This window comes from Gracilibacillus salitolerans (genome assembly GCF_009650095.1).
In the GTDB taxonomy this organism is placed as follows: Bacteria; Bacillota; Bacilli; order Bacillales; family Amphibacillaceae; genus Gracilibacillus; species Gracilibacillus salitolerans.
In genome coordinates, this window is the sequence record NZ_CP045915.1 from 2,374,663 (window position 1) to 2,394,549 (window position 19,887).

General features: G+C 35.0%; 22 protein-coding genes. All 22 read left to right on the plus strand.

Going from position 1 to position 19,887, the window contains the following annotated elements; translation table 11 throughout:
- The first annotated feature begins 6 nt into the window (after nt 1–6).
- The 22 genes from fliM (at nt 7) to tsf (ending at nt 19,709) form a co-directional block, all read left to right on the plus strand.
- Entirely contained in the window at nt 7–1,008 is a 1,002-nt protein-coding gene (fliM, locus tag GI584_RS11105; protein WP_100360615.1) for a flagellar motor switch protein FliM, read from the plus strand.
- Complete coding sequence (gene fliY / locus GI584_RS11110; protein WP_153791274.1) at nt 998–2,203, plus strand: flagellar motor switch phosphatase FliY; 1,206 nt, start codon at nt 998–1,000, stop codon at nt 2,201–2,203. Before fliM ends, fliY begins: the two co-directional genes overlap by 11 nt.
- A 22-nt stretch (nt 2,204–2,225) precedes the next feature.
- The gene (locus GI584_RS11115; RefSeq protein ID WP_100360613.1) at nt 2,226–2,588 is read left to right on the plus strand and encodes a response regulator; all 363 of its coding nucleotides are present in this window, start codon (nt 2,226–2,228) and stop codon (nt 2,586–2,588) included.
- Between the two features lie 94 nt (nt 2,589–2,682).
- Nucleotides 2,683–3,246, plus strand: coding sequence for a flagellar biosynthetic protein FliO (locus GI584_RS11120; RefSeq protein WP_194842183.1), 564 nt, complete (start codon nt 2,683–2,685; stop codon nt 3,244–3,246).
- Complete coding sequence (gene fliP, locus GI584_RS11125; protein ID WP_407647404.1) at nt 3,227–3,904, plus strand: flagellar type III secretion system pore protein FliP; 678 nt, start codon at nt 3,227–3,229, stop codon at nt 3,902–3,904. Before GI584_RS11120 ends, fliP begins: the two co-directional genes overlap by 20 nt.
- Nucleotides 3,905–3,929: 25 nt before the next feature.
- Nucleotides 3,930–4,199: a flagellar biosynthesis protein FliQ gene (gene fliQ / locus GI584_RS11130; RefSeq protein ID WP_100360611.1), complete on the plus strand. Its 270-nt coding sequence runs from the start codon at nt 3,930–3,932 to the stop codon at nt 4,197–4,199.
- A gap of 3 nt (nt 4,200–4,202) precedes the next feature.
- The gene (fliR, locus tag GI584_RS11135) at nt 4,203–4,973 is read left to right on the plus strand and encodes a flagellar biosynthetic protein FliR (RefSeq protein ID WP_100360610.1); all 771 of its coding nucleotides are present in this window, start codon (nt 4,203–4,205) and stop codon (nt 4,971–4,973) included.
- Between the two features lie 3 nt (nt 4,974–4,976).
- Nucleotides 4,977–6,056 carry a flagellar biosynthesis protein FlhB gene (gene flhB, locus GI584_RS11140; RefSeq protein WP_100362490.1) on the plus strand — a complete coding sequence of 360 codons (1,080 nt, stop codon included), beginning with the start codon at nt 4,977–4,979 and terminating at the stop codon, nt 6,054–6,056.
- A gap of 38 nt (nt 6,057–6,094) precedes the next feature.
- Nucleotides 6,095–8,128 carry a flagellar biosynthesis protein FlhA gene (gene flhA / locus GI584_RS11145; RefSeq protein WP_153791276.1) on the plus strand — a complete coding sequence of 678 codons (2,034 nt, stop codon included), beginning with the start codon at nt 6,095–6,097 and terminating at the stop codon, nt 8,126–8,128.
- Entirely contained in the window at nt 8,125–9,234 is a 1,110-nt protein-coding gene (gene flhF / locus GI584_RS11150) for a flagellar biosynthesis GTPase FlhF (RefSeq protein WP_153791277.1), read from the plus strand. The genes flhA and flhF overlap by 4 nt, the downstream gene beginning before the upstream one ends.
- A gap of 1 nt (nt 9,235) precedes the next feature.
- Entirely contained in the window at nt 9,236–10,096 is an 861-nt protein-coding gene (locus GI584_RS11155) for a MinD/ParA family protein (protein WP_153791278.1), read from the plus strand.
- A 6-nt stretch (nt 10,097–10,102) separates the two neighbouring features.
- Nucleotides 10,103–11,152, plus strand: a complete 1,050-nt coding sequence (locus GI584_RS11160; protein ID WP_100360606.1) for a protein-glutamate methylesterase/protein-glutamine glutaminase — start codon at nt 10,103–10,105, stop codon at nt 11,150–11,152.
- A 7-nt stretch (nt 11,153–11,159) separates the two neighbouring features.
- Nucleotides 11,160–13,190: a chemotaxis protein CheA gene (locus GI584_RS11165; protein ID WP_100360605.1), complete on the plus strand. Its 2,031-nt coding sequence runs from the start codon at nt 11,160–11,162 to the stop codon at nt 13,188–13,190.
- Nucleotides 13,191–13,200: 10 nt separating this feature from the next.
- A complete protein-coding gene (locus GI584_RS11170) occupies nt 13,201–13,671 on the plus strand; it encodes a chemotaxis protein CheW (protein ID WP_153791279.1) in 471 nt (156 codons plus the stop codon).
- 6 nt (nt 13,672–13,677) lie between these two features.
- A complete protein-coding gene (locus tag GI584_RS11175) occupies nt 13,678–14,304 on the plus strand; it encodes a chemotaxis protein CheC (RefSeq protein WP_153791280.1) in 627 nt (208 codons plus the stop codon).
- On the plus strand, nt 14,301–14,792 hold the full coding sequence (locus GI584_RS11180) for a chemotaxis protein CheD (RefSeq protein WP_153791281.1): 492 nt from the start codon (nt 14,301–14,303) through the stop codon (nt 14,790–14,792). Before GI584_RS11175 ends, GI584_RS11180 begins: the two co-directional genes overlap by 4 nt.
- 34 nt (nt 14,793–14,826) lie before the next feature.
- On the plus strand, nt 14,827–15,591 hold the full coding sequence (locus tag GI584_RS11185) for a FliA/WhiG family RNA polymerase sigma factor (protein WP_100360601.1): 765 nt from the start codon (nt 14,827–14,829) through the stop codon (nt 15,589–15,591).
- A gap of 21 nt (nt 15,592–15,612) precedes the next feature.
- Nucleotides 15,613–16,980: a flagellar assembly protein A gene (locus tag GI584_RS11190; RefSeq protein ID WP_153791282.1), complete on the plus strand. Its 1,368-nt coding sequence runs from the start codon at nt 15,613–15,615 to the stop codon at nt 16,978–16,980.
- A gap of 64 nt (nt 16,981–17,044) precedes the next feature.
- Nucleotides 17,045–17,350, plus strand: coding sequence for a hypothetical protein (locus GI584_RS11195; RefSeq protein WP_153791283.1), 306 nt, complete (start codon nt 17,045–17,047; stop codon nt 17,348–17,350).
- 10 nt (nt 17,351–17,360) lie between these two features.
- A complete protein-coding gene (locus GI584_RS11200; RefSeq protein WP_153791284.1) occupies nt 17,361–17,834 on the plus strand; it encodes a DUF6115 domain-containing protein in 474 nt (157 codons plus the stop codon).
- A 152-nt stretch (nt 17,835–17,986) separates the two neighbouring features.
- Entirely contained in the window at nt 17,987–18,739 is a 753-nt protein-coding gene (gene rpsB, locus GI584_RS11205; protein ID WP_100360597.1) for a 30S ribosomal protein S2, read from the plus strand.
- A gap of 82 nt (nt 18,740–18,821) precedes the next feature.
- Nucleotides 18,822–19,709 carry a translation elongation factor Ts gene (gene tsf / locus GI584_RS11210; RefSeq protein ID WP_100360596.1) on the plus strand — a complete coding sequence of 296 codons (888 nt, stop codon included), beginning with the start codon at nt 18,822–18,824 and terminating at the stop codon, nt 19,707–19,709.
- The last annotated feature ends 178 nt before the right edge of the window (nt 19,710–19,887 follow it).

Here is a 19,887-nt window from a genome sequence, read left to right on the forward strand (position 1 = left end):
GGAAAAATGGCAGATGAAGTTCTTTCGCAAAATGAGATTGACGCCTTACTATCAGCTTTATCATCTGGTGAAATGGATGCCAATCAACTAAAAGAAGAAGAAAAAGATAAAAAGGTAAAAGTATATGACTTTAAAAGAGCACTAAGATTCTCTAAGGATCAAATAAGAAGTATTTCTAGAATTCATGATAACTTTGCTAGGTTGTTATCAACCTATTTTTCAGCACAGTTAAGAAATTATGTACACATTGCTGTTGCTTCGGTAGATCAAATTCCTTATGAAGAGTTCATTCGATCCATTCCAACAAAAACAATTCTAAATGTTTACAGTGTGGAACCATTAGATGGAAGAATAATTTTTGAGTTCAATCCTAACATAGCCTATGCCATGCTAGATCGTATGCTCGGTGGGAAAGGAAGCAGTGTTAATAAGATTGATAATTTAACTGAAATTGAAACAACGCTTATGTCACAACTGTTTGAAAAAGCTTTAGACAATCTTCAAGAAGCCTGGGGATCCGTAGTTAATATTGACCCAATGCTGGAAGACTTTGAAGTCAACCCGCAATTTTTACAACTAGTTTCTCCTAATGAAACAGTTGTTGTAGTGTCCTTGGATACTACAATTGGTGATAGTAGCGGTATGATTAACATTTGTATCCCTCACGTAGTACTCGAACCGATTATTCCAAAGTTATCTGTTCATTATTGGATGCAAAATGAAAATTCCAAGGAAAGAAAACCAGAAGAATATGAATCTATTTCTCAAAATATTAAGCAAACAACCTTGGATATGACTGCTATATTAGGTGAAGCATCCATTACATTAGAAGAATTTTTATTCCTTGGAATAAACGATACCGTTGTACTGGATAAAAGTATTGATCAAGCATTAACATTACAAGTTGGTCAAGAGCCTAAATTTCTCGTTCAACCAGGAAAGAAAAAACAAAAGATAGCAGTACAAGTATTAGACGAAATTAAGGGAGGGGATCAAGATGATGAATGACGGAATGTTATCCCAAGATGAAATAGATGCATTATTGAATGGCTCTGATGATACCAATGAAGATGTGAATTCAAATGAAGCTCCTTCCACAGATGAATACCTATCATCTATAGAAGAAGATGCTTTAGGAGAAATTGGAAATATATCTTTTGGTAGCTCTGCAACAACGCTATCAACTTTATTAAATCAAAAAGTAGAGATTACAACCCCTATCATCAGTGTTCTTCATAAAGGTGAATTAGAGGAAGAATTTCCTGTACCATATGTTGGAATAGAAGTGAAATATACAGAAGGTTTCAGTGGGGCAAATTTATTTATTCTGGAATCAAAAGATGCAGCTATTATTGCTGATCTTATGCTTGGTGGAAATGGTGATCCTGAATCTCAGGAGTTAAATGATATCCATTTAAGTGCTGTTCAAGAAGCGATGAATCAAATGATGGGAACTGCAGCTACTAGCATGTCTACTGTTTTTAATAAGAAGGTGGATATTTCACCTCCAACAACATCTATTATGGATGTTACAGAAGAAGAAACAGAATCCTTAACACCAGATGAGGATGTCTTAATCAAGGTTTCCTTTCAATTAAAAATTGGAACGTTAGTAGATTCAAAAATTATGCAGTTATTACCTGTTACGTTCGCTAAAGATTTAGTGGATCAATTATTAAATGTACCAGAGAAACCAGATGAATCAAATAACAAAACGATTGATGAGTCGGAAACAGCTAAGGCGGAAATCAATCAAAATAATGAGGCTGAATCGGTTCCTAATAATCAACCAGGACAACAACAAACTTCGATGCCTCAATCACACGCAAATGCTCAACCACATCAGCCGAAACAATTAGGAAGCCAATCAGCAGGAGCCAACCAAGGAGTCCAAGCTGCTTCTTTCTCCAATTTTGAGGATGTGCCATTACAACAAAGTGAGAAACGAAATCTGGATTTATTAATGGATATTCCTTTACAAGTAACGGTCGAGTTAGGAAGAACGAAACGAACTGTAAAAGAAATTTTAGAATTATCCTCTGGTTCCATTCTGGAATTAGATAAACTAGCAGGTGAACCAGTGGATATATTAGTCAACCAAAAACTTATAGCTAAAGGTGAAGTCGTAGTAATTGACGAAAACTTTGGTGTAAGAGTAACAGATATAGTAAGTAAAGAAGATAGATTAAAACAATTAAAATAGATAAATGAAAGGATTGATAGATATGGCTAAAACAGTATTAATCGTAGATGACGCTGCTTTTATGAGAATGATGATTAAAGATATTTTAACAAAGAATGGATATGACGTAGTAGGAGAAGCACAGGATGGTCAAGAGGCTGTTGAAAAATATAAAGAATTACAACCTGATTTAGTAACTATGGATATAACAATGCCAGAAATGGATGGAATTGCTGCTTTAAAAGAAATTCAAAGTATCAATGGAGCTGCTAAGGTAATTATGTGTTCTGCAATGGGACAGCAAGCGATGGTAATTGATGCGATTCAAGCAGGTGCAAAAGACTTTATCGTAAAACCATTCCAAGCTGATCGGGTAATTGAAGCCATTTCAAAAGTTTTAGGTTAATGAGGTGATTGGCATTAACCTGAAATTACTAATAAGCCTATTATTTATGTGTCTTCTAGTTTGGGCTTCACCAGTTAATTTGGTAGCTAGTGGAATGGTAAATGATATGTTTGATAATCAAGAGGAAATAAAACAAGAGGAAGAGATCGATAACGAAGCTGTTACAGATGAGGAACATTCTGCTGTTGATTCTCCCAGTTTTATAGGGAGTTTCATCAAACTCATTTTCGCTTTAGCAATTGTTATTGGTTTGATTGTACTGATTTCGAAGTATGCACGAAAAAAAAATGGCTTTCTCAAAAAGCATCAAGTTATTGAAAATTATGGTGGTATAACTGTTGGATCTAATAAATCGATTCAAACGATAAAAATTGGCGATCGCTTTTATGTCATTGGCGTTGCAGATAATATTGAATTATTAATGGAAATTACTGACCCTGAAACAATGGAACAATTAATGAAACAAGAAGAAACAAGTGATTCTTTAGATAAACTTAAAGCGAAACTAACTAAACAACCCGCAGAGCCATCAAAAAATAGCAATCAAAATTTCAGTTCGCTATTTAACAAGGAGCTAAATACAATGAAAGAAGGAAGAAAGAAAGTATATCAAAAACTGAAAGAAAGTAGTCAAAAAAATGATCATAAACCTCATTGATGTTTTCTCTAGCTCAGATCCTGAGAGTATATCTACATCTGTTCGGTTACTTTTATTATTAACTGTTCTTTCATTGGCTCCTAGTATATTAATATTAATGACCAGCTTTACTAGAATTTTGATTGTATTATCATTTGTTCGAACATCATTAGCGACCCAACAAATGCCACCAAATCAAGTGTTGATTGGTCTCGCTTTATTTATGACATTTTTTATTATGGCACCTACATTTCAAGAAATAAATGAGGAAGCATTACAGCCGTTATTCGAGGAAGAGATGACTTTAGAAGAAGCCTATGATAATGCAAGTGTCCCGATTAAGGAGTTCATGTCCAAGCATACAAGGGAAAAAGATTTAGCATTATTCATGAACTATGCAGAAATAGATAGACCGGAAACAGTTCAAGATATTCCCTTGACGACATTAGTTCCAGCTTTTGCAATAAGTGAACTAAAAACAGCTTTTCAAATGGGTTTTATGATATTTGTTCCATTCCTAGTAATTGATATGGCAGTTGCAAGTGTCTTAATGTCTATGGGGATGATGATGTTACCTCCGGTGATGATTTCATTACCATTTAAAATATTATTGTTTGTTCTAGTAGATGGGTGGTATTTAATTACACATTCATTATTAGATGGTTTCTTACCACTGTGACATAGTTTGAGAGGAGATACTGATAGTGAGTGGAGAATTTGTTGTTTCATTAGCCGAGCAGGGGATATTTACAATTTTAATGGTAGCTGGGCCGATCCTAATACTGGCATTAGTAGTAGGATTATTAGTAAGTATTTTTCAGGCTACTACCCAAATCCAAGAACAAACACTTGCATTTATACCGAAAATTGTTGCTGTCTTACTAGGTATTATCGTATTTGGACCCTGGATGCTATCAACAATGGTAGAATTTGCAGCAAATTTATTTCAAAATCTGAATCAGTTTGTGAGATAAGCTATGTTTGAGTTAATAGATATCAATCGTTTCCCAGCATTTATTTTAATCTTAGTGAGAGTAGTGGCTTTTTTTGCAACCGTGCCGATCTTCTCATATCGTAATATACCAACACAATTAAAAATTGGTATAGGTGTTTTTATAGCATGGATCATGTTTTATACACTGGAGATTCCTGAGCTTGCATTTGATGGCATGTATATTTTACTGATAATGAAAGAGGCAATCATAGGTTTATTACTAGGTTTAATCGCTTATTTAATATTAGCTGCCATTCAGATTGCAGGTGGCTTCATCGATTTTCAAATGGGATTCGCGATCGCCAATGTTGTTGATCCACAAACAGGAGCTCAAAGTCCATTAATAGGACAATACTTTTATACGATCGCTCTGTTGTTTTTATTATCAGTTGATGGTCATCACCTACTGCTTAACGGGCTGATGTATAGCTTTGATGAGCTTCCGTTAGATCAGTTTATTCAATTTAATAATTTGGATTTTATTCTAAGAACTTTCAGCCAAATGTTTGTCATGGCTTTTCAATTAGCTCTTCCGATTGTAGGTTGCTTGTTTTTAGTTGATGTAGCGTTAGGTATTATTGCACGAACCGTTCCGCAGCTAAATGTTTTTGTCGTGGGGCTTCCGCTTAAAATATTTGTTTCATTTGCTGTACTATTTATGTTTGTAACATTTTATATGATGATCGTGAAGCAACTTTTTCAATATACGTTAGAAACGATGCAAAGTCTTATTCAAATGTTCGGAGGTGCTTAATTGATGAAATTACGGCTTGATCTTCAATATTTCGCAGGTGAAAAAACCGAAAAAGCCACTCCGAAAAAAAGACTAGATGCACGTAAAAAAGGACAAGTTGCCAAAAGTCAAGATGTAAATACAGCCATTTTACTATTTTTTGTGTTCATTATTCTTATGGTGACAGGTGATTTACTGAAAAGAACGATGACAGACATGTATAGCAAATCATTTACAGAATATATACATCAAGATCTTACAGAAGAAGAACTTTTCAACATGTTATTAGATGTTCTGTCCCAAATTAGTATAGCAATCGCACCAATTATGCTAATTGCGATTGTAGCAGGGCTTGCTTCCAACTTTATGCAAATTGGCTTTTTGTATACCACAGAACCGCTAAAGATGAAATTAAATAAAATTGATCCCATTCAAGGTGCAAAGAGAATATTTTCTGCACGAGCATTGGTGGAGTTAGTAAAATCTTTATTAAAGATTGTAGTTGTTGGTGTGATTACATTTTCTATCATATGGATCAACCGCGATGAGATGATGATGTTAGTTGATAAAGAGGTTAATGGAGCATTAGCTTTCTTCGGACAGATGACGATCCAAATGGGGGTTGCAGCGGCCATTGGTTTGCTGATTATTTCGGTGATTGATTATGCTTATCAGAAATACGATTTTGAAAAGCAAAACCGAATGTCTAAAAATGACGTGAAAGATGAACATAAAAATATTGAAGGTGATCCATTAATCAAATCAAAAATAAAAGAAAAGCAAAGACAAATGGCGATGCAGAGAATGATGAGTGAAGTACCTAATGCAGATGTTGTTATCACCAATCCAACTCATTATGCGATTGCAATCAAGTATGACGAATCAAAGGCAGATGCGCCATATGTTGTTGCAAAAGGTGTCGATTTTGTTGCGATGCGAATCAAGGATATCGCTCGAAATCATGATGTGATGACGGTAGAAAATCGACCTTTAGCAAGAGCATTATATGATCAAGTCGAGATTGATGAAATCATAAGTGAAGAATTTTTCCAAGCTGTAGCGGAAATTTTAGCTTATGTCTATCGAATTCAAAAGAAGATATAAGAATGTTTGTGTGTTTCACGTAAAGGAGTTGTAAGAAGATGAAAGCTAGAGATTTTTCCGTTTTATTTGGTGTTATATCTATTATTATTATGTTAGTTATTCCTCTTCCAGGGTGGTTATTAAGTATATTAATTTTAACCAATATATCTCTAGCATTAATCGTGATTTTAGTCTCTATGAATACAACAGAGGCATTACAATTCTCTGTTTTTCCTTCCTTACTTTTGTTATTAACTTTATTTCGGTTGGGTTTGAATGTTTCAACTACTAGATCGATTTTATCAGAGGCTGATGCAGGTGGTGTCGTTGAAACATTTGGTACTTTTGTTATCGGAGATAATCCTTTGGTAGGTTTTGTTGTATTTGTTATTTTAGTTATTATTCAATTTTTAGTTATTACCAAGGGTAGTGAGCGTGTATCCGAAGTAGCTGCTCGTTTTACATTAGATGCAATGCCAGGTAAACAAATGAGTATCGATGCGGATTTAAATGCCGGAATGATCAATGAACATCAAGCGAAAGATCGTCGTGAAAAAATTGAACATGAAGCAGATTTTTATGGAGCGATGGATGGTGCTAGTAAATTCGTTAAAGGTGATGCCATTGCCGGTATAATTATTGTACTGATTAATATTATTTTTGGACTCATTATCGGTATGGCGCAACTAGGATTAAGTTTTAATGAAGCAATTGACACCTATATGCGATTAACTGTTGGGGATGGATTAGTAAGTCAAATCCCAGCACTACTTATATCGACTGCTACCGGGATTGTTGTTACTAGAGTTGCCTCTGATGGCAACCTAAGTGCAGATGTTACTAAACAGTTACTTAGATATCCGACGCTGCTTTATGTTGCTGGTGGTACCATCTTCTTCTTAGGTTTAACACCAATTAACTTTGTTCTGACAACGATGATCGCTGCTATATTAATTATTAGTGCTTATCTGTTATCGAGAAAAACGCAAGTAGAAGAAGCACCAAGTGATGAACAAATAGATGAGTCAGAATCAGAAGAAATGCAGTCACCGGAAAATGTAGTTGGTCTAATTAACATGGACCCAATCGAATTCGAATTTGGATATGGACTAATTCCTTTAGCTGATTCTAATCAAGGTGGAGATTTATTAGATCGTGTTGTCATGATCAGACGCCAATTAGCAATTGAATTAGGATTAGTCATTCCAGTTGTAAGAATCCGAGACAATATTCAGTTAAATCCTAATGAATATCGGCTTAAAATAAAGGGAAATGAAATAGCTAAAGGTGAATTATTACTAGATCATTATTTAGCTATGAGTCCAGGTATTGAGGATGATGAATTAGAAGGTATTGACACTGTAGAACCGGCATTTGGCTTACCAGCTAAATGGATTACGGAAGAGGTAAGAGATGATGCGGAAATGTCTGGTTACACTGTTGTAGATCCTCCGTCTGTAGTCTCCACACATATTACAGAGTTAATAAAACGTTATGCACACCAGTTAATTGGTCGACAAGAAACCCAACAATTAATAGATCATTTAAAAGAGTCTAATCCAATTTTGGTTGAAGAAGTGACACCAGATCCATTAGCAGTTGGAGATGTTCAGAAAGTATTAGCTAAGTTGTTGCGTGAAAATGTATCTATCAAAAATTTACCGGTTATTTTCGAAACATTAGCAGACTTTGCTAAAATGACGACAGATACAGATCTACTGACTGAATACGTAAGACAATCATTATCCGTTCAAATTACCAATGATATTGTGCAAGGTAAGCAGCAATTAAAAGTGATAACTGTTTCAGGTGAAGTGGAAAAATTAATTGCCGAGCATATACAACAAACCGAGCATGGCAGTTATCTAGCGATGGATCCTGATACACAACAACGAGTAATTCACTCTGTTTCAGAAAATGTAGAGAACATAAGTTTACAGGAAGAGACACCAGTCATCTTATGCTCACCAACAATTCGAATGTATTTTAAACAATTACTAGATCGCTTTTATCCACACGTGAATGTCTTGTCCTATAATGAAATTGAACCAACTGCAGAAATTCAAAGCATCGGGGTGGTGAACGTAGCATGAAAGTAAAAAAATTCAAGGGTGCAACAATGCCAGAAGTGATGCAAGTCGTGAGAAAAGAATTAGGACCAGATGCTGTCATATTAAATTCAAAAGTCATACATGAAGGTGGCTTTTTGGGGCTATTCAAAAAAAGAAAAATGGAAGTTTTAGCGGCAATTGATCAAACAAAGTTACCAAAAAAAAAGCATGTTACGCATAAAAAAGTAGCAGAACCTAAAACTGATTCCAAATCTAATGTCGTAAGTTCTAATCAAGATAATGTATTACAAGAGTTACGAGAAATGAAGCAATGGATGCAAAAGAATGCAACGAAAGATTCGAGTTTCCAGATGCCATATCAGTTAGCTTACGACCATCTAATTAAACAAGAAGTAGATCAGGAGATTGCTTACGACTTAACCGACTCTATACAAGCAAGGTTTAATAATGATGAGATAGGAGAAAGTAAAGTGTGGGTCCAGTTATCTTTTGAAGTAAAACACCGCATAGCAAACAAAGGGACTTTTGGTGGAGAAATATTTGATAAACAGTTTATTCATTTGGTTGGGCCTACAGGAGTCGGAAAAACAACAACGATAGCCAAGCTAGCAGCACATTGCGTGTTAAATCGCCAAAAAAAAGTAGCGTTCATAACAACGGATACGTATCGAATTGCTGCGATTGAACAACTAAAGACGTATTCGAAAATCTTAGATGTACCAATAGAAATTGCATACAATCTGGATGATTATCAAAAGGCGAAGGAAAAGTTTAAAGATTATGATTATGTTTTTGTTGATACAGCCGGTAGAAATTTCAGAGATGAAAAATATATCAAAGAATTAGGTAAAATTGTTGATTTAAACTACGAGGTCAATACGTATCTAGTCCTTTCATTAACTACAAGGGCAAAGGACCTAGAAGAGATTTATCAACAATTTGATAATATACCAATCAAACAACTTATTTTAACTAAAAAGGATGAAACAACTACTTATGGTCCTATATTAAATTTGTGTTTGAAATATAAAATGGGTATTGCGTATATAACAAACGGTCAGGATGTACCTGATGACATTGAAGAAACTTCCATAGAGCAAATTGGAAAATTAATAGTTGGTGATTAAAATGGCTGATCAAGCAGCAAAGCTAAGACAAAAATTAAGAGGAGTTCACAGTCATTACCACGCAAAAACTATAGCTGTAGTAAGTGGTAAAGGAGGAGTAGGGAAGTCTAATATTGCTTTAAACTTTTCTTTATCCTTAGCTAGCAAAGGTAAAAAAGTTTTATTATTTGACTTGGATGTTGGCATGGGGAATATTGACATTCTGTTAGGTAAAAGTTCTAACTATTCTATTATTAATCTGTTCGAGAATAAATTGTCGATATATGATATTATAGAACTAGGTCCAAAATCACTTCATTATATTGCGGGGGGTAGTGGACAAGATCATATTTTCTATCTTAATGAGGAAAGATTGCAATTTTTCCTTGAGCAATTAGAACTGCTTTTGAGAGAATATGACTATATTATTTTCGACATGGGGGCAGGTGTTACGCGAGAAACCATCCATTATATTTTAGCTGTTGATGAATGTATTCTTGTAACAACTCCAGAACCAACATCCATGACAGATGCATATTCCATGATAAAGCATGTTTTATTACAACAACCGACAAAGTTTCATCTAATTATTAATCGTTCTAAAAGTAAAAAACAGGGTATCGATATCATGAATCGTATGAATAGCGCTGTGAAACGTTTTTTAGACCATGATGTAGTACCACTTGGAACAATCCCTGATGATTCAGCTGTTACAGATGCTGTATTAGCACAGCAACCTTTTGTTATATATAACCCTAAATCAAAAGCATCAGTGGCAATCGAACATGTCACCAATCATTATCTAGGGGAACCGGAACCATCAAAAAAATCAGATGATTCAGGATTTCTAAACAGACTCAGAAGATTAATTACAGAAAGGTAGAAATCTATGAACAAAAAACTTGTATTAGTCGTTGATGATTCAGCATTTATGCGAAAAATGATTTCAGATATTATCCATTCTTCTCCTTATTTAGAAGTAATTGCTACGGCAAGAAATGGTGAAGATGCGTTAAAGAAAGTGATGGAATTAAAACCTGATGTTATTACTTTAGATGTAGAAATGCCGCTAATGGATGGAATATCAACGTTACAAGAAATCATGAAAAAGGTGCCAACACCTGTTGTTATGCTTTCCAGTTTAACGAAATCTGGTGCAGATAAAACGATAGAGGCAATGTCTTACGGTGCTGTTGACTTTATCGCAAAACCTTCAGGATCAATATCTTTAAATATTAAAGACGTTGAATCAGAGATAGTTCAAAAAGTAGAGCATGCATCACGTGCTAATTACAAGTTATCCATAAATACGTCATCCTCTATTCAAAAGAAAAGCTATAAACCTATTACAAGTAATCGTCCGATTGTCGCGATAGGTTCTTCAACAGGGGGACCTAGAGCATTACAACAAGTTATCACCAAATTGCCAGCTGGTTTTCCATCACCGGTTGTTATTGTTCAGCATATGCCAAAAGGATTTACCAAATCGTTGGCTGAACGTCTCGATAAATTATCAAATGTAACAGTCAAAGAAGTGGAAAATGGAGATTTAATAGAGAATGGTAAAGTGTATCTAGCACCGGGCGGAAGTCAATTTAGGGTAAAAGAGATCCACAGCCGATTATATGCAGAAGTAAAACACGAACAGCCAGTCAATGGACATCAACCATCTGTAGATGTATTGTTTGAATCGATTGCTAATGTACAGGATTGTCATCCTCTTGCAGTTATCTTGACCGGGATGGGTAGTGATGGTTCAAATGGCATGATACATATAAAGAAACGACATCCTAGAACCATTGCTATATCTCAGTCAAAAGAAACATGTGTAGTTTATGGTATGCCTCAAGCAGCAGAAAAAACTAGTTTAGTAGATTATGTAGAAGACTTAGAAAATATTGGTGAAGTATTAGTGCAAAAAATCCGAAAGAAGAGGTGAAATACCGATGGAAAATAACGAGTATCTTGAAGTATTTATTGAGGAAAGCAAAGAGCACATTCAATCATTAAACGATCAACTATTAGTTTTAGAAAATGAACCGGAAAACATGGATACAGTAGGCGAAATTTTCCGTTCTGCACACACTTTAAAAGGTATGGCTGCAACAATGGGTTTTCAGGATCTAGCTGATTTAACGCATAAGATGGAGAATGTACTAGATGCAGTGCGAAATGATCAGTTGAAAATCACTACTGATATCATTGATGTAATCTTTCAGGCTGTTGATCAGCTTGAAGGAATGGTTTTAGATATAGCTGAAGGTGGCGATGGTTCTTCAGATGTGCAGGAACTTGTAAACACATTACAAGCTATTGAAAGTAACCAAGGTGTCGTAAGCGTAAACGAATTAACAAAAGAAACAAAACCAGAGAGCAGTGATCAAGCACATTTTTACCAGTTTGATCAATTTGAATTAGCTATTATAGATCAATCAAAAGAAAATGGATTCGAGAATTTGGAAGTAACAGTAAAATTAAATGAAAACTGTCTATTAAAAGCTGCTCGCGTATATATGGTGTTTGAGGTCTTAGAACAAATTGGCGAAGTAATTAAGGCTGATCCTACAGTTCAAGATTTAGAAGAAGAAAATTTTGATTTGCAGTTTCATGTGTTATTAGTGACAAAGGATAGCGCTGAAGATGTAAAACAAAAAATTCTAAAAGTGTCTGAAATTGAAGAAGTTATAGTTTCAACGTTCGAACAGGATAAAAATGTTCAGGCAAACAACGATGAGAATAATAAAGTTGAAAAAGAATCAATTGAGAGTAAGGAATCATCACAGAATAAAAATGCAGATGATAGTAAGAAAAAAACAGGAAAAGGTGTTACAAGTAAGACAATTCGGGTTAATATTGATCGGCTTGATGGTTTAATGAATTTATTTGAGGAATTAGTTATTGATAGAGGGCGCCTAGAACAGATTTCAGCAAATCTTAAGCATGCAGATTTACAAGAGACTGTAGAGCGAATGTCGAGAATTTCAGGTGATTTACAAAATATTATTTTAAATATGCGTATGGTCCCTATTGAACAAGTGTTTAATCGTTTTCCTAGAATGGTGCGTCAACTTTCAAAAGATTTAGGTAAAAAAATAAATCTGGACATTATTGGTGCAGAAACTGAATTAGACCGAACCGTTATCGATGAAATTGGTGATCCGTTAGTACACTTGATTCGTAATGCTTTAGATCACGGTATCGAAACTCCAGAGAAGCGACAAGAAGCAGGAAAAAAGGAAGAAGGAGACTTATTATTAGAAGCTTACCATAGTGGAAATCATGTCTTTATTGAAATATCTGATGACGGTGCAGGAATTAACAGAGAAAAAGTTGTAAACAAAGCAATTTCTAATCACGTTATTACAGAAGAGGAAGCTAGTCAATTAACAGATAAACAAGTGTATCAACTGATCATGTCTAGTGGTTTCTCTACTGCTGATACGATTAGTGATGTATCAGGACGTGGTGTAGGTTTAGACGTAGTGAAAAATACGATTGAATCACTAGGTGGAACGATTACAATCGAGTCAGAAGAAGGAAAAGGATCCCTGTTTTCTATCCAATTACCATTAACTTTATCTATTATATCTGTTTTATTAGTAGAAGTTGAGAAAGAAAAATATGCAATCCCGCTATCATCTATTATTGAAACAGCAATTATTAGCAAATCAGAGATTTTAAATGCTCACAACAAAAAGGTAATTGACTTCAGAGGAAAAGTAGTACCATTAATAGATTTAAAAAATGTATTTGAAGTACCAACTGAGAAACAAGATGATGAGTTCTATTCCATTGTTATTATTCGAAAAGGGGATAGGATGGCAGGATTAGTTGTTGATACTTTCATCGGTCAACAGGAGATCGTATTAAAATCGTTAGGAGACTATTTAGGAGATGTATTTGCGATTTCAGGTGCCACTATTTTAGGTGATGGGCAAGTAGCATTAATAGTTGATACCAATACATTAATTAACTAGGAGGGGTAGCATGAAAGAAGTAACAAGCAATCATCAATCGATAATTATCGAATTGGATAAAGAAGAATATGCGATTCCTGTGGAAGTCGTCGGAGCTATCGAGCGGATGCAACATATTACTAGAGTACCAAAAACAGCAAATTTCGTTAAAGGAGTTATCAATCTTCGTGGTGTAGTTACGCCAATAATAGATTTACGTGAGCGATTTGGAATGGAAAGTATGGAACAAACTGAAAGTACAAGGATTATCATTATTCATATGGATAAGTATGATGTTGGATTTATTGTGGATGCTGCTTATGATGTCTTAGATATTCCAGAGGAAGCAATTGAACCTGCTCCACAAGTGATCGGAACAGTCGATGCTGACTACATTGGAGGAGTTGCAAAAGTCGACAAGAGATTGATCATGCTTTTAGAGTTGGAAAAAGTATTATCACAAGAAACATATCACGCTGCAATCCCAGGACAAGAAGGTTAAATAAAAATGGCCAATATGGAAAATTTATCGCAACAACATTTAGATGTTTTAAAGGAAGTAGGTAATATTGGCGCAGGTAATGCTGCTACGGCACTTTCAAGCTTATTAGGGAAAAAAATCGACATGTCAGTCCCATCAATTCAAATTGTCGATTTTAATGAATTGATGGAATATGTAGGTGGGCCTGAACAAATAATCGTTAGTGTATTTTTAAGAATACAAGGTGAAGCACCTGGAAGTATGTTTTTTGTTCTCTCACCTGAAGAGGCAACTTCGTTAGTTGAACAATTAACAGGCACATCGGGTGATGATATCGGAGAAAATGATCTTGCTATTTCTGCTATTTCTGAAATTGGTAATATCCTTTCGGGATCTTATTTATCTGCTTTATCTGATTTTACGTCTATCAACCTGCAACCAACTGTACCGAATGTAACGATTGATATGGCAGCTGCTATTTTAATGCAAGGACTTCTTGAAATTTCTCAAGAAAGCGACTATGCGATAATCATAGATACGATGATTGAAGAGGAAGAACAGTCAAACGAGTCGGTGAAAGGCCATTTCTTTTTATTACCAGACCCTGACTCTTTTGATGAAATTTTCAAAGCACTAGGGGTCGAAGAGTTATGACAATCATAACAACTGTTGTAAAAGTAGGTATTGCAGATTTACAAGTAGCACAAGTACCAAACACATTAAAAACATCTGGATTAGGATCTTGCGTTGGTGTAGTCATCTATGAGCAGAAGGTAGCAGGACTTGCGCATGTCATGTTACCAGATTCAACTGCCTCCAAAAAAAGTATAGTTAACGAAATGAAGTATGCAGACACATCGATTGACTTATTATTGGAGCAACTTTTAACTGAAGGTGTCTGTAAATCTAAGTTGAAAGCTAAAATAGCTGGTGGAGCACATATGTTTTCCTTTCAGTCTGATAATAATATGTTGAAAATTGGTCAACGAAATGTCGAAGCGGTGCTTGCCAAATTAAAGGAACATAAAATCCCGGTTATTGCACAAGATGTTGGCGGTAATAAAGGGAGAACAATTGAATTCAATATCGAAACAGGTATGCTGGAAGTACGAACGGTAAATAGTGGCGTTATGCAAATTTAATTAGAATTAGTTATTTTTGAAATGAGGTGATTCGATGGTCAAAGATACATCAGTAGAAAAAAGTTTGTGGAATAAATGGTTAAACAACAAAAGTGAAGAAAATACGAACAAATTAATTGAAAACTATATGTATCTTGTACATTACCATGTCCAACGAATCGCTGTTAATCTACCTAAAAGTGTTAACAAAGATGATATCAAAAGTTTGGGTTTATTTGGCTTGTTTGATGCAATTTTAAAATTTGATAATAGTCGCGACTTAAAATTTGATACTTACGCTTCCTTTCGAATAAAGGGTGCCATAATTGACGGATTGAGAAAAGAAGATTGGTTACCTCGAACGACACGTGATAAAGTAAAAAAAATAGATCAAGCAATCGAATCGTTAGAACAATCACTTCAACGGGAAGTAAACTCCGATGAAATTGCAGAATATTTAGGGTTAACTACGGCTGAAGTAGAGGATTCTTTAAAAGATAGCTTTTTTGCTAACCTCTTGTCGATGGAGGAGAAAAGTAAAAACAACACAGAAGAAACAAAAGAAGGAATTGGTTATCTTATTCCGGATGATAGGGAACCTTTACCTGAAGAAAATATTGTACAAAAGGAAAACTATCAAGAATTATCGAAATGTATCCAACAATTAAACGAAAATGAGCAAATGGTATTAAGTTTATTTTATGATAAGGAATTAACATTTACAGAAATCGGTAAAGTATTAGGCTTAACAACATCAAGGATCTCGCAAATTCATAAACAAGCTATAGTAAAAGTTCGTCATTTATATAAAAAAATATAATAGTATAGGCGGGGCTTGATCATGAATGAAATAAAAGAAAAAATAGATATTAATGTCTCGAAAGATCGATTAGTGGCAACACTGTATGTTAAAGATCCAGATGCAACGGAAGACATAACAGAAGAGGATATTCAGGAGTTACTAAAAAGCTATAAGATCGTATTTGGAGTAATGAACTTAGCTGAGTTAGCTTGGAAACAAAAACTATTAGAAGATAATGAATGTATCATCGCAGAAGGAAAAACGCCGCAAAATGGTACAAACGGCAGGTTAATTGTAAAGCAATCAACAGACAGTTCTTTAGCCGCAGAAGAAAAAAAGAATTTTAGGGATATAACAAAAATCCCTATGGTTGAGGAACATGACATTTTAGCACAATTAATACCTCCAACTGATGGTGAACCAGGCATTGATATCTTTCATAATCCGGTAAAACAAAAGAAAGGGAAGCCTTATAAATGTAAACCAGGAACAAATGTTTCTTTTAACGAATCCGATCAAACATATAATGCTACTTCGGATGGACAATTATCCGTTGGTGATCAAGTAATAAACGTACATCCACTATATGAAGTAAGTGGTGACCTATCTCTCGAAACCGGTAATATAGAGTTTAATGGTTCCGTGGTGATCAAAGGAAATGTTCCTACTGGCTTCAGTGTAACAGCAAATGGTGATGTAACAGTGCATGGTATTGTAGAGGCATCTTATATAAATGCAGGTGGCAATATATTAATAAGAGAAGGCATTGCAGGGATGGAGAAAGCTGTTGTAATCGCTGGTGCGGATATTGAGGTAGGTTATATTAATCAGGCAGAGGTGACGGCAGGTAATAATCTTAAAGTAAAAAAATCGATCATGCATTCTAATTGTGTGGCGCAACATAATATTTTCTGTGCTAATGGAAGTATTATTGGTGGCAGTTGTTCAGTAGGAAAAATGATAGAGGTAAAAAATTTAGGGAATTTGGCAAATTCAAAAACGCAATTAACTTTTGGAATCAGTAAAAAAGTATTAGATCGTGTAAGCGATTTAAAACAGGAACAGAAAGAATTAAAAGAGAGTCGTCAGAAATTACGGATTTTGGGTGATCAATTGAAGCAAAAGAAACATGCTGTTGGTGAACTACCAACAAAAGAAAGGATTATGTTATTAAAACAACGTAATATGCTTGATAAGACCACCGAAAAACTACAAATAATTGAAGATGAATTAAATGAATTACAAGTTGAAATTGGTAATTTTGCCGGTATGAAATTAACGGTTAAAGGAAGAGCCTATGAAAATGTTGAATTATTGTTCGGTAAATATAAACGAGTTTTACATCAAGAACATCAATACTTTCAAGCTTATCTAGAAGAAAAAGAAGTTACTATTCAATCTTTATAGCTAAACTGTTATACTGGAAGTATATGAAAGTGCGGATATTTATTTCAAATACTGGAGGTATCCCATGAGTTGGAAAGCTGTAGAAATGCAGGTTGCGTTGCCGAGAACACAAGATGCTGGTAAGATACAGGATCAAATGCAACAACAAGGCAGGATTGATCAGAATCAGCTGGCACAGTCAATGGCTAATGAAGAGTTGAGGAAACGAAAGCAGGTTTTAGAACAAGAAGCAAGTGAGCAACTTAAAAACAACAAGCAAAAGGGAGATGACACCTTTCAAACAGCAACAGAAGATATGAAAGGAGAGGTGTGGCAACAACATCAAATGAGACATCCTTACCTAGGAAATAAAGTGGACTATAGTGGTTAAGAGGTAGATTATGTTAAATATATTGTTATTACTTAGTTTTATTATTCATATTGTAACTTTTGTTATTATCAGACAACTGAAATTAAAACAAGATGCGTTAGTAACGGTGGAAGATAATGTCAGACAACAAGTGAAAAATATCGAAGACACACTTGCAGTCTATTTGGTAGAGCTAAAAGAAGAAAATAAAAATTTTGTGAACCAGGTAGAGAAGTTTAATAACGTTAAACCTGAAAATAATAGAAATAAACAAGAGCACCAGCAAATCAGACAGCCGATTACAGATTTCGACACACCTAAAAATACAACGGAATATCAACCAATCTCACCTGTTGAAGAAGTGGAAGATGTTGTAGAACGTTCCACGACAGCTTCTGTTCTACATTTGCATGAAAAAGGTTTTACAGTAGATGAAATAGCCAAAAAAATGGACAAAGGTAAAACAGAGGTAGAATTATTATTGAAATTTCAACAAAAAAAATGAAATATCGCTTGATTGCTATTATACATTATGTTATATTTATTTTCGGTGTTAAATACACACGTTTGTGGAAGATGCAGGTGGTGCTATATTATAGTGCTTGTATCGAATGAAGCAAATGGAGGAAAAAACCAATTTATAGGAGGAAAATACTCATGGCAGTTATTTCAATGAAACAACTACTTGAAGCTGGTGTTCATTTCGGACATCAAACACGCCGTTGGAATCCAAAGATGAAGAAATATATCTTCACAGAGCGAAACGGTATTTACATTATTGACTTACAAAAGACAGTGAAAAAGGTAGAAGAAGCGTATAATTTCGTAAAAGAAATCGCTGAAAATGATGGAACTGTTTTGTTCGTAGGGACAAAAAAACAAGCACAAGAATCAGTGAAAGACGAAGCGATCCGTTCAGGAATGTTCTTTGTGAATCAACGTTGGTTAGGTGGAACGTTAACTAACTTTGAAACTATTCGTAAACGTATCAATCGTTTAAAAGATATCGAAAAAATGGAAGAAGACGGAACTTTCGAGGTATTACCGAAGAAAGAAGTTGTTGGTCTTCTTAAAGAAAAAGATCGCTTAGTGAAATTCTTAGGCGGTATTAAAGAAATGAATAAAATTCCTGATGCTTTATTCATTATTGACCCAAGAAAAGAGCGTATTGCTGTTGCTGAAGCACATAAATTAAACATCCCGATCGTAGGTATCGTTGATACAAACTGTGATCCAGATGAGATTGATTATGTGATCCCGGCGAATGATGATGCGATTCGCGCTGTGAAACTTCTTACTGGTAAAATGGCAGATGCTATTCTAGAAGCGAAGCAAGGAGAAGTAACAGAAGAGGCTGCTGAAGAAGCAGAAGCTACAGAAAAAGCAGAAGTTGAATCTGTAGAAGAGTAATGAAAGGTTTTGGTGATAAGAGGGAGACCTTTTATCACCTTTTTTTCAGCAATATATGATATTAAAGGAGGATTCTATAATAATGGCAATTACAGCAAAATTAGTAAAAGAACTAAGAGAAAAAACTGGTGCAGGTATGATGGACTGTAAAAAAGCACTTCAAGAAACTGATGGTGACATCGATCAAGCTGTTGATTACCTTCGCGAAAAAGGTATTTCTAAAGCTGCCAAAAAAGCAGACCGTATTGCAGCGGAAGGTTCTGCATATGTAGAAGTTTCAGGTAATGAAGCAGTATTATTAGAATTAAACTGTGAAACAGACTTCGTTACAAAGAATGATCAATTTAAAACATTAGCGCAAGATCTTGCTAAACACATTCTTTCTCAAAAACCAGAAACAGTTGCAGATGCTTTAAATCAACCACTTAATGGCGATGGTGAAACATTAGAAAAATTCATCAACTCTAACATTGCAAAAATCGGTGAAAAGATTTCATTACGTCGTTTCACTCTATTTAACAAAACTGATAACGATGCGTTCGGCGCATATATCCACATGGGTGGAAACATTGGTGTAGTTACTGTGCTTGAAGGGACAACTGATGAGCAAGTAGCCAAAGATATTGCTATGCATGTAGCAGCTGTAAATCCTAAATATTTATCTCGTGATGCAGTTTCAGCGGAAGATGTTGAAAAAGAACGAGAAGTACTTAAAACTCAAGCATTAAATGAAGGTAAACCAGAACATATTGTTGAAAAAATGGTGGAAGGTCGTCTTAACAAGTTCTTTGAAGAAATTTGTTTATTAGAGCAAAGCTTTGTAAAAGACCCTGATCAAAAAGTGAAACAAGTTGCGAAAAACCACAATGCAACAGTTAAATCTTTCGTTCGCTATGAAGTTGGCGAAGGAATTGAAAAACGTGAAGATAACTTTGCTGAGGAAGTAATGAGCCAAGTTAACAAAAAATAACCTGATAAAAATGAGGGGGCACTTAGTGTCCCTTTTCTTTGAAAGACAAGAAAGTATAAAATTTGCGCGGATGTCTAGCTTCGATGCCCAGAAACTAGGCGACTTCACGAATCGCCCTACGATAAGTCATCATCGGTTCGCAAGCTCACCGTGATTCCTTTATCTCAGTTGATTCCCT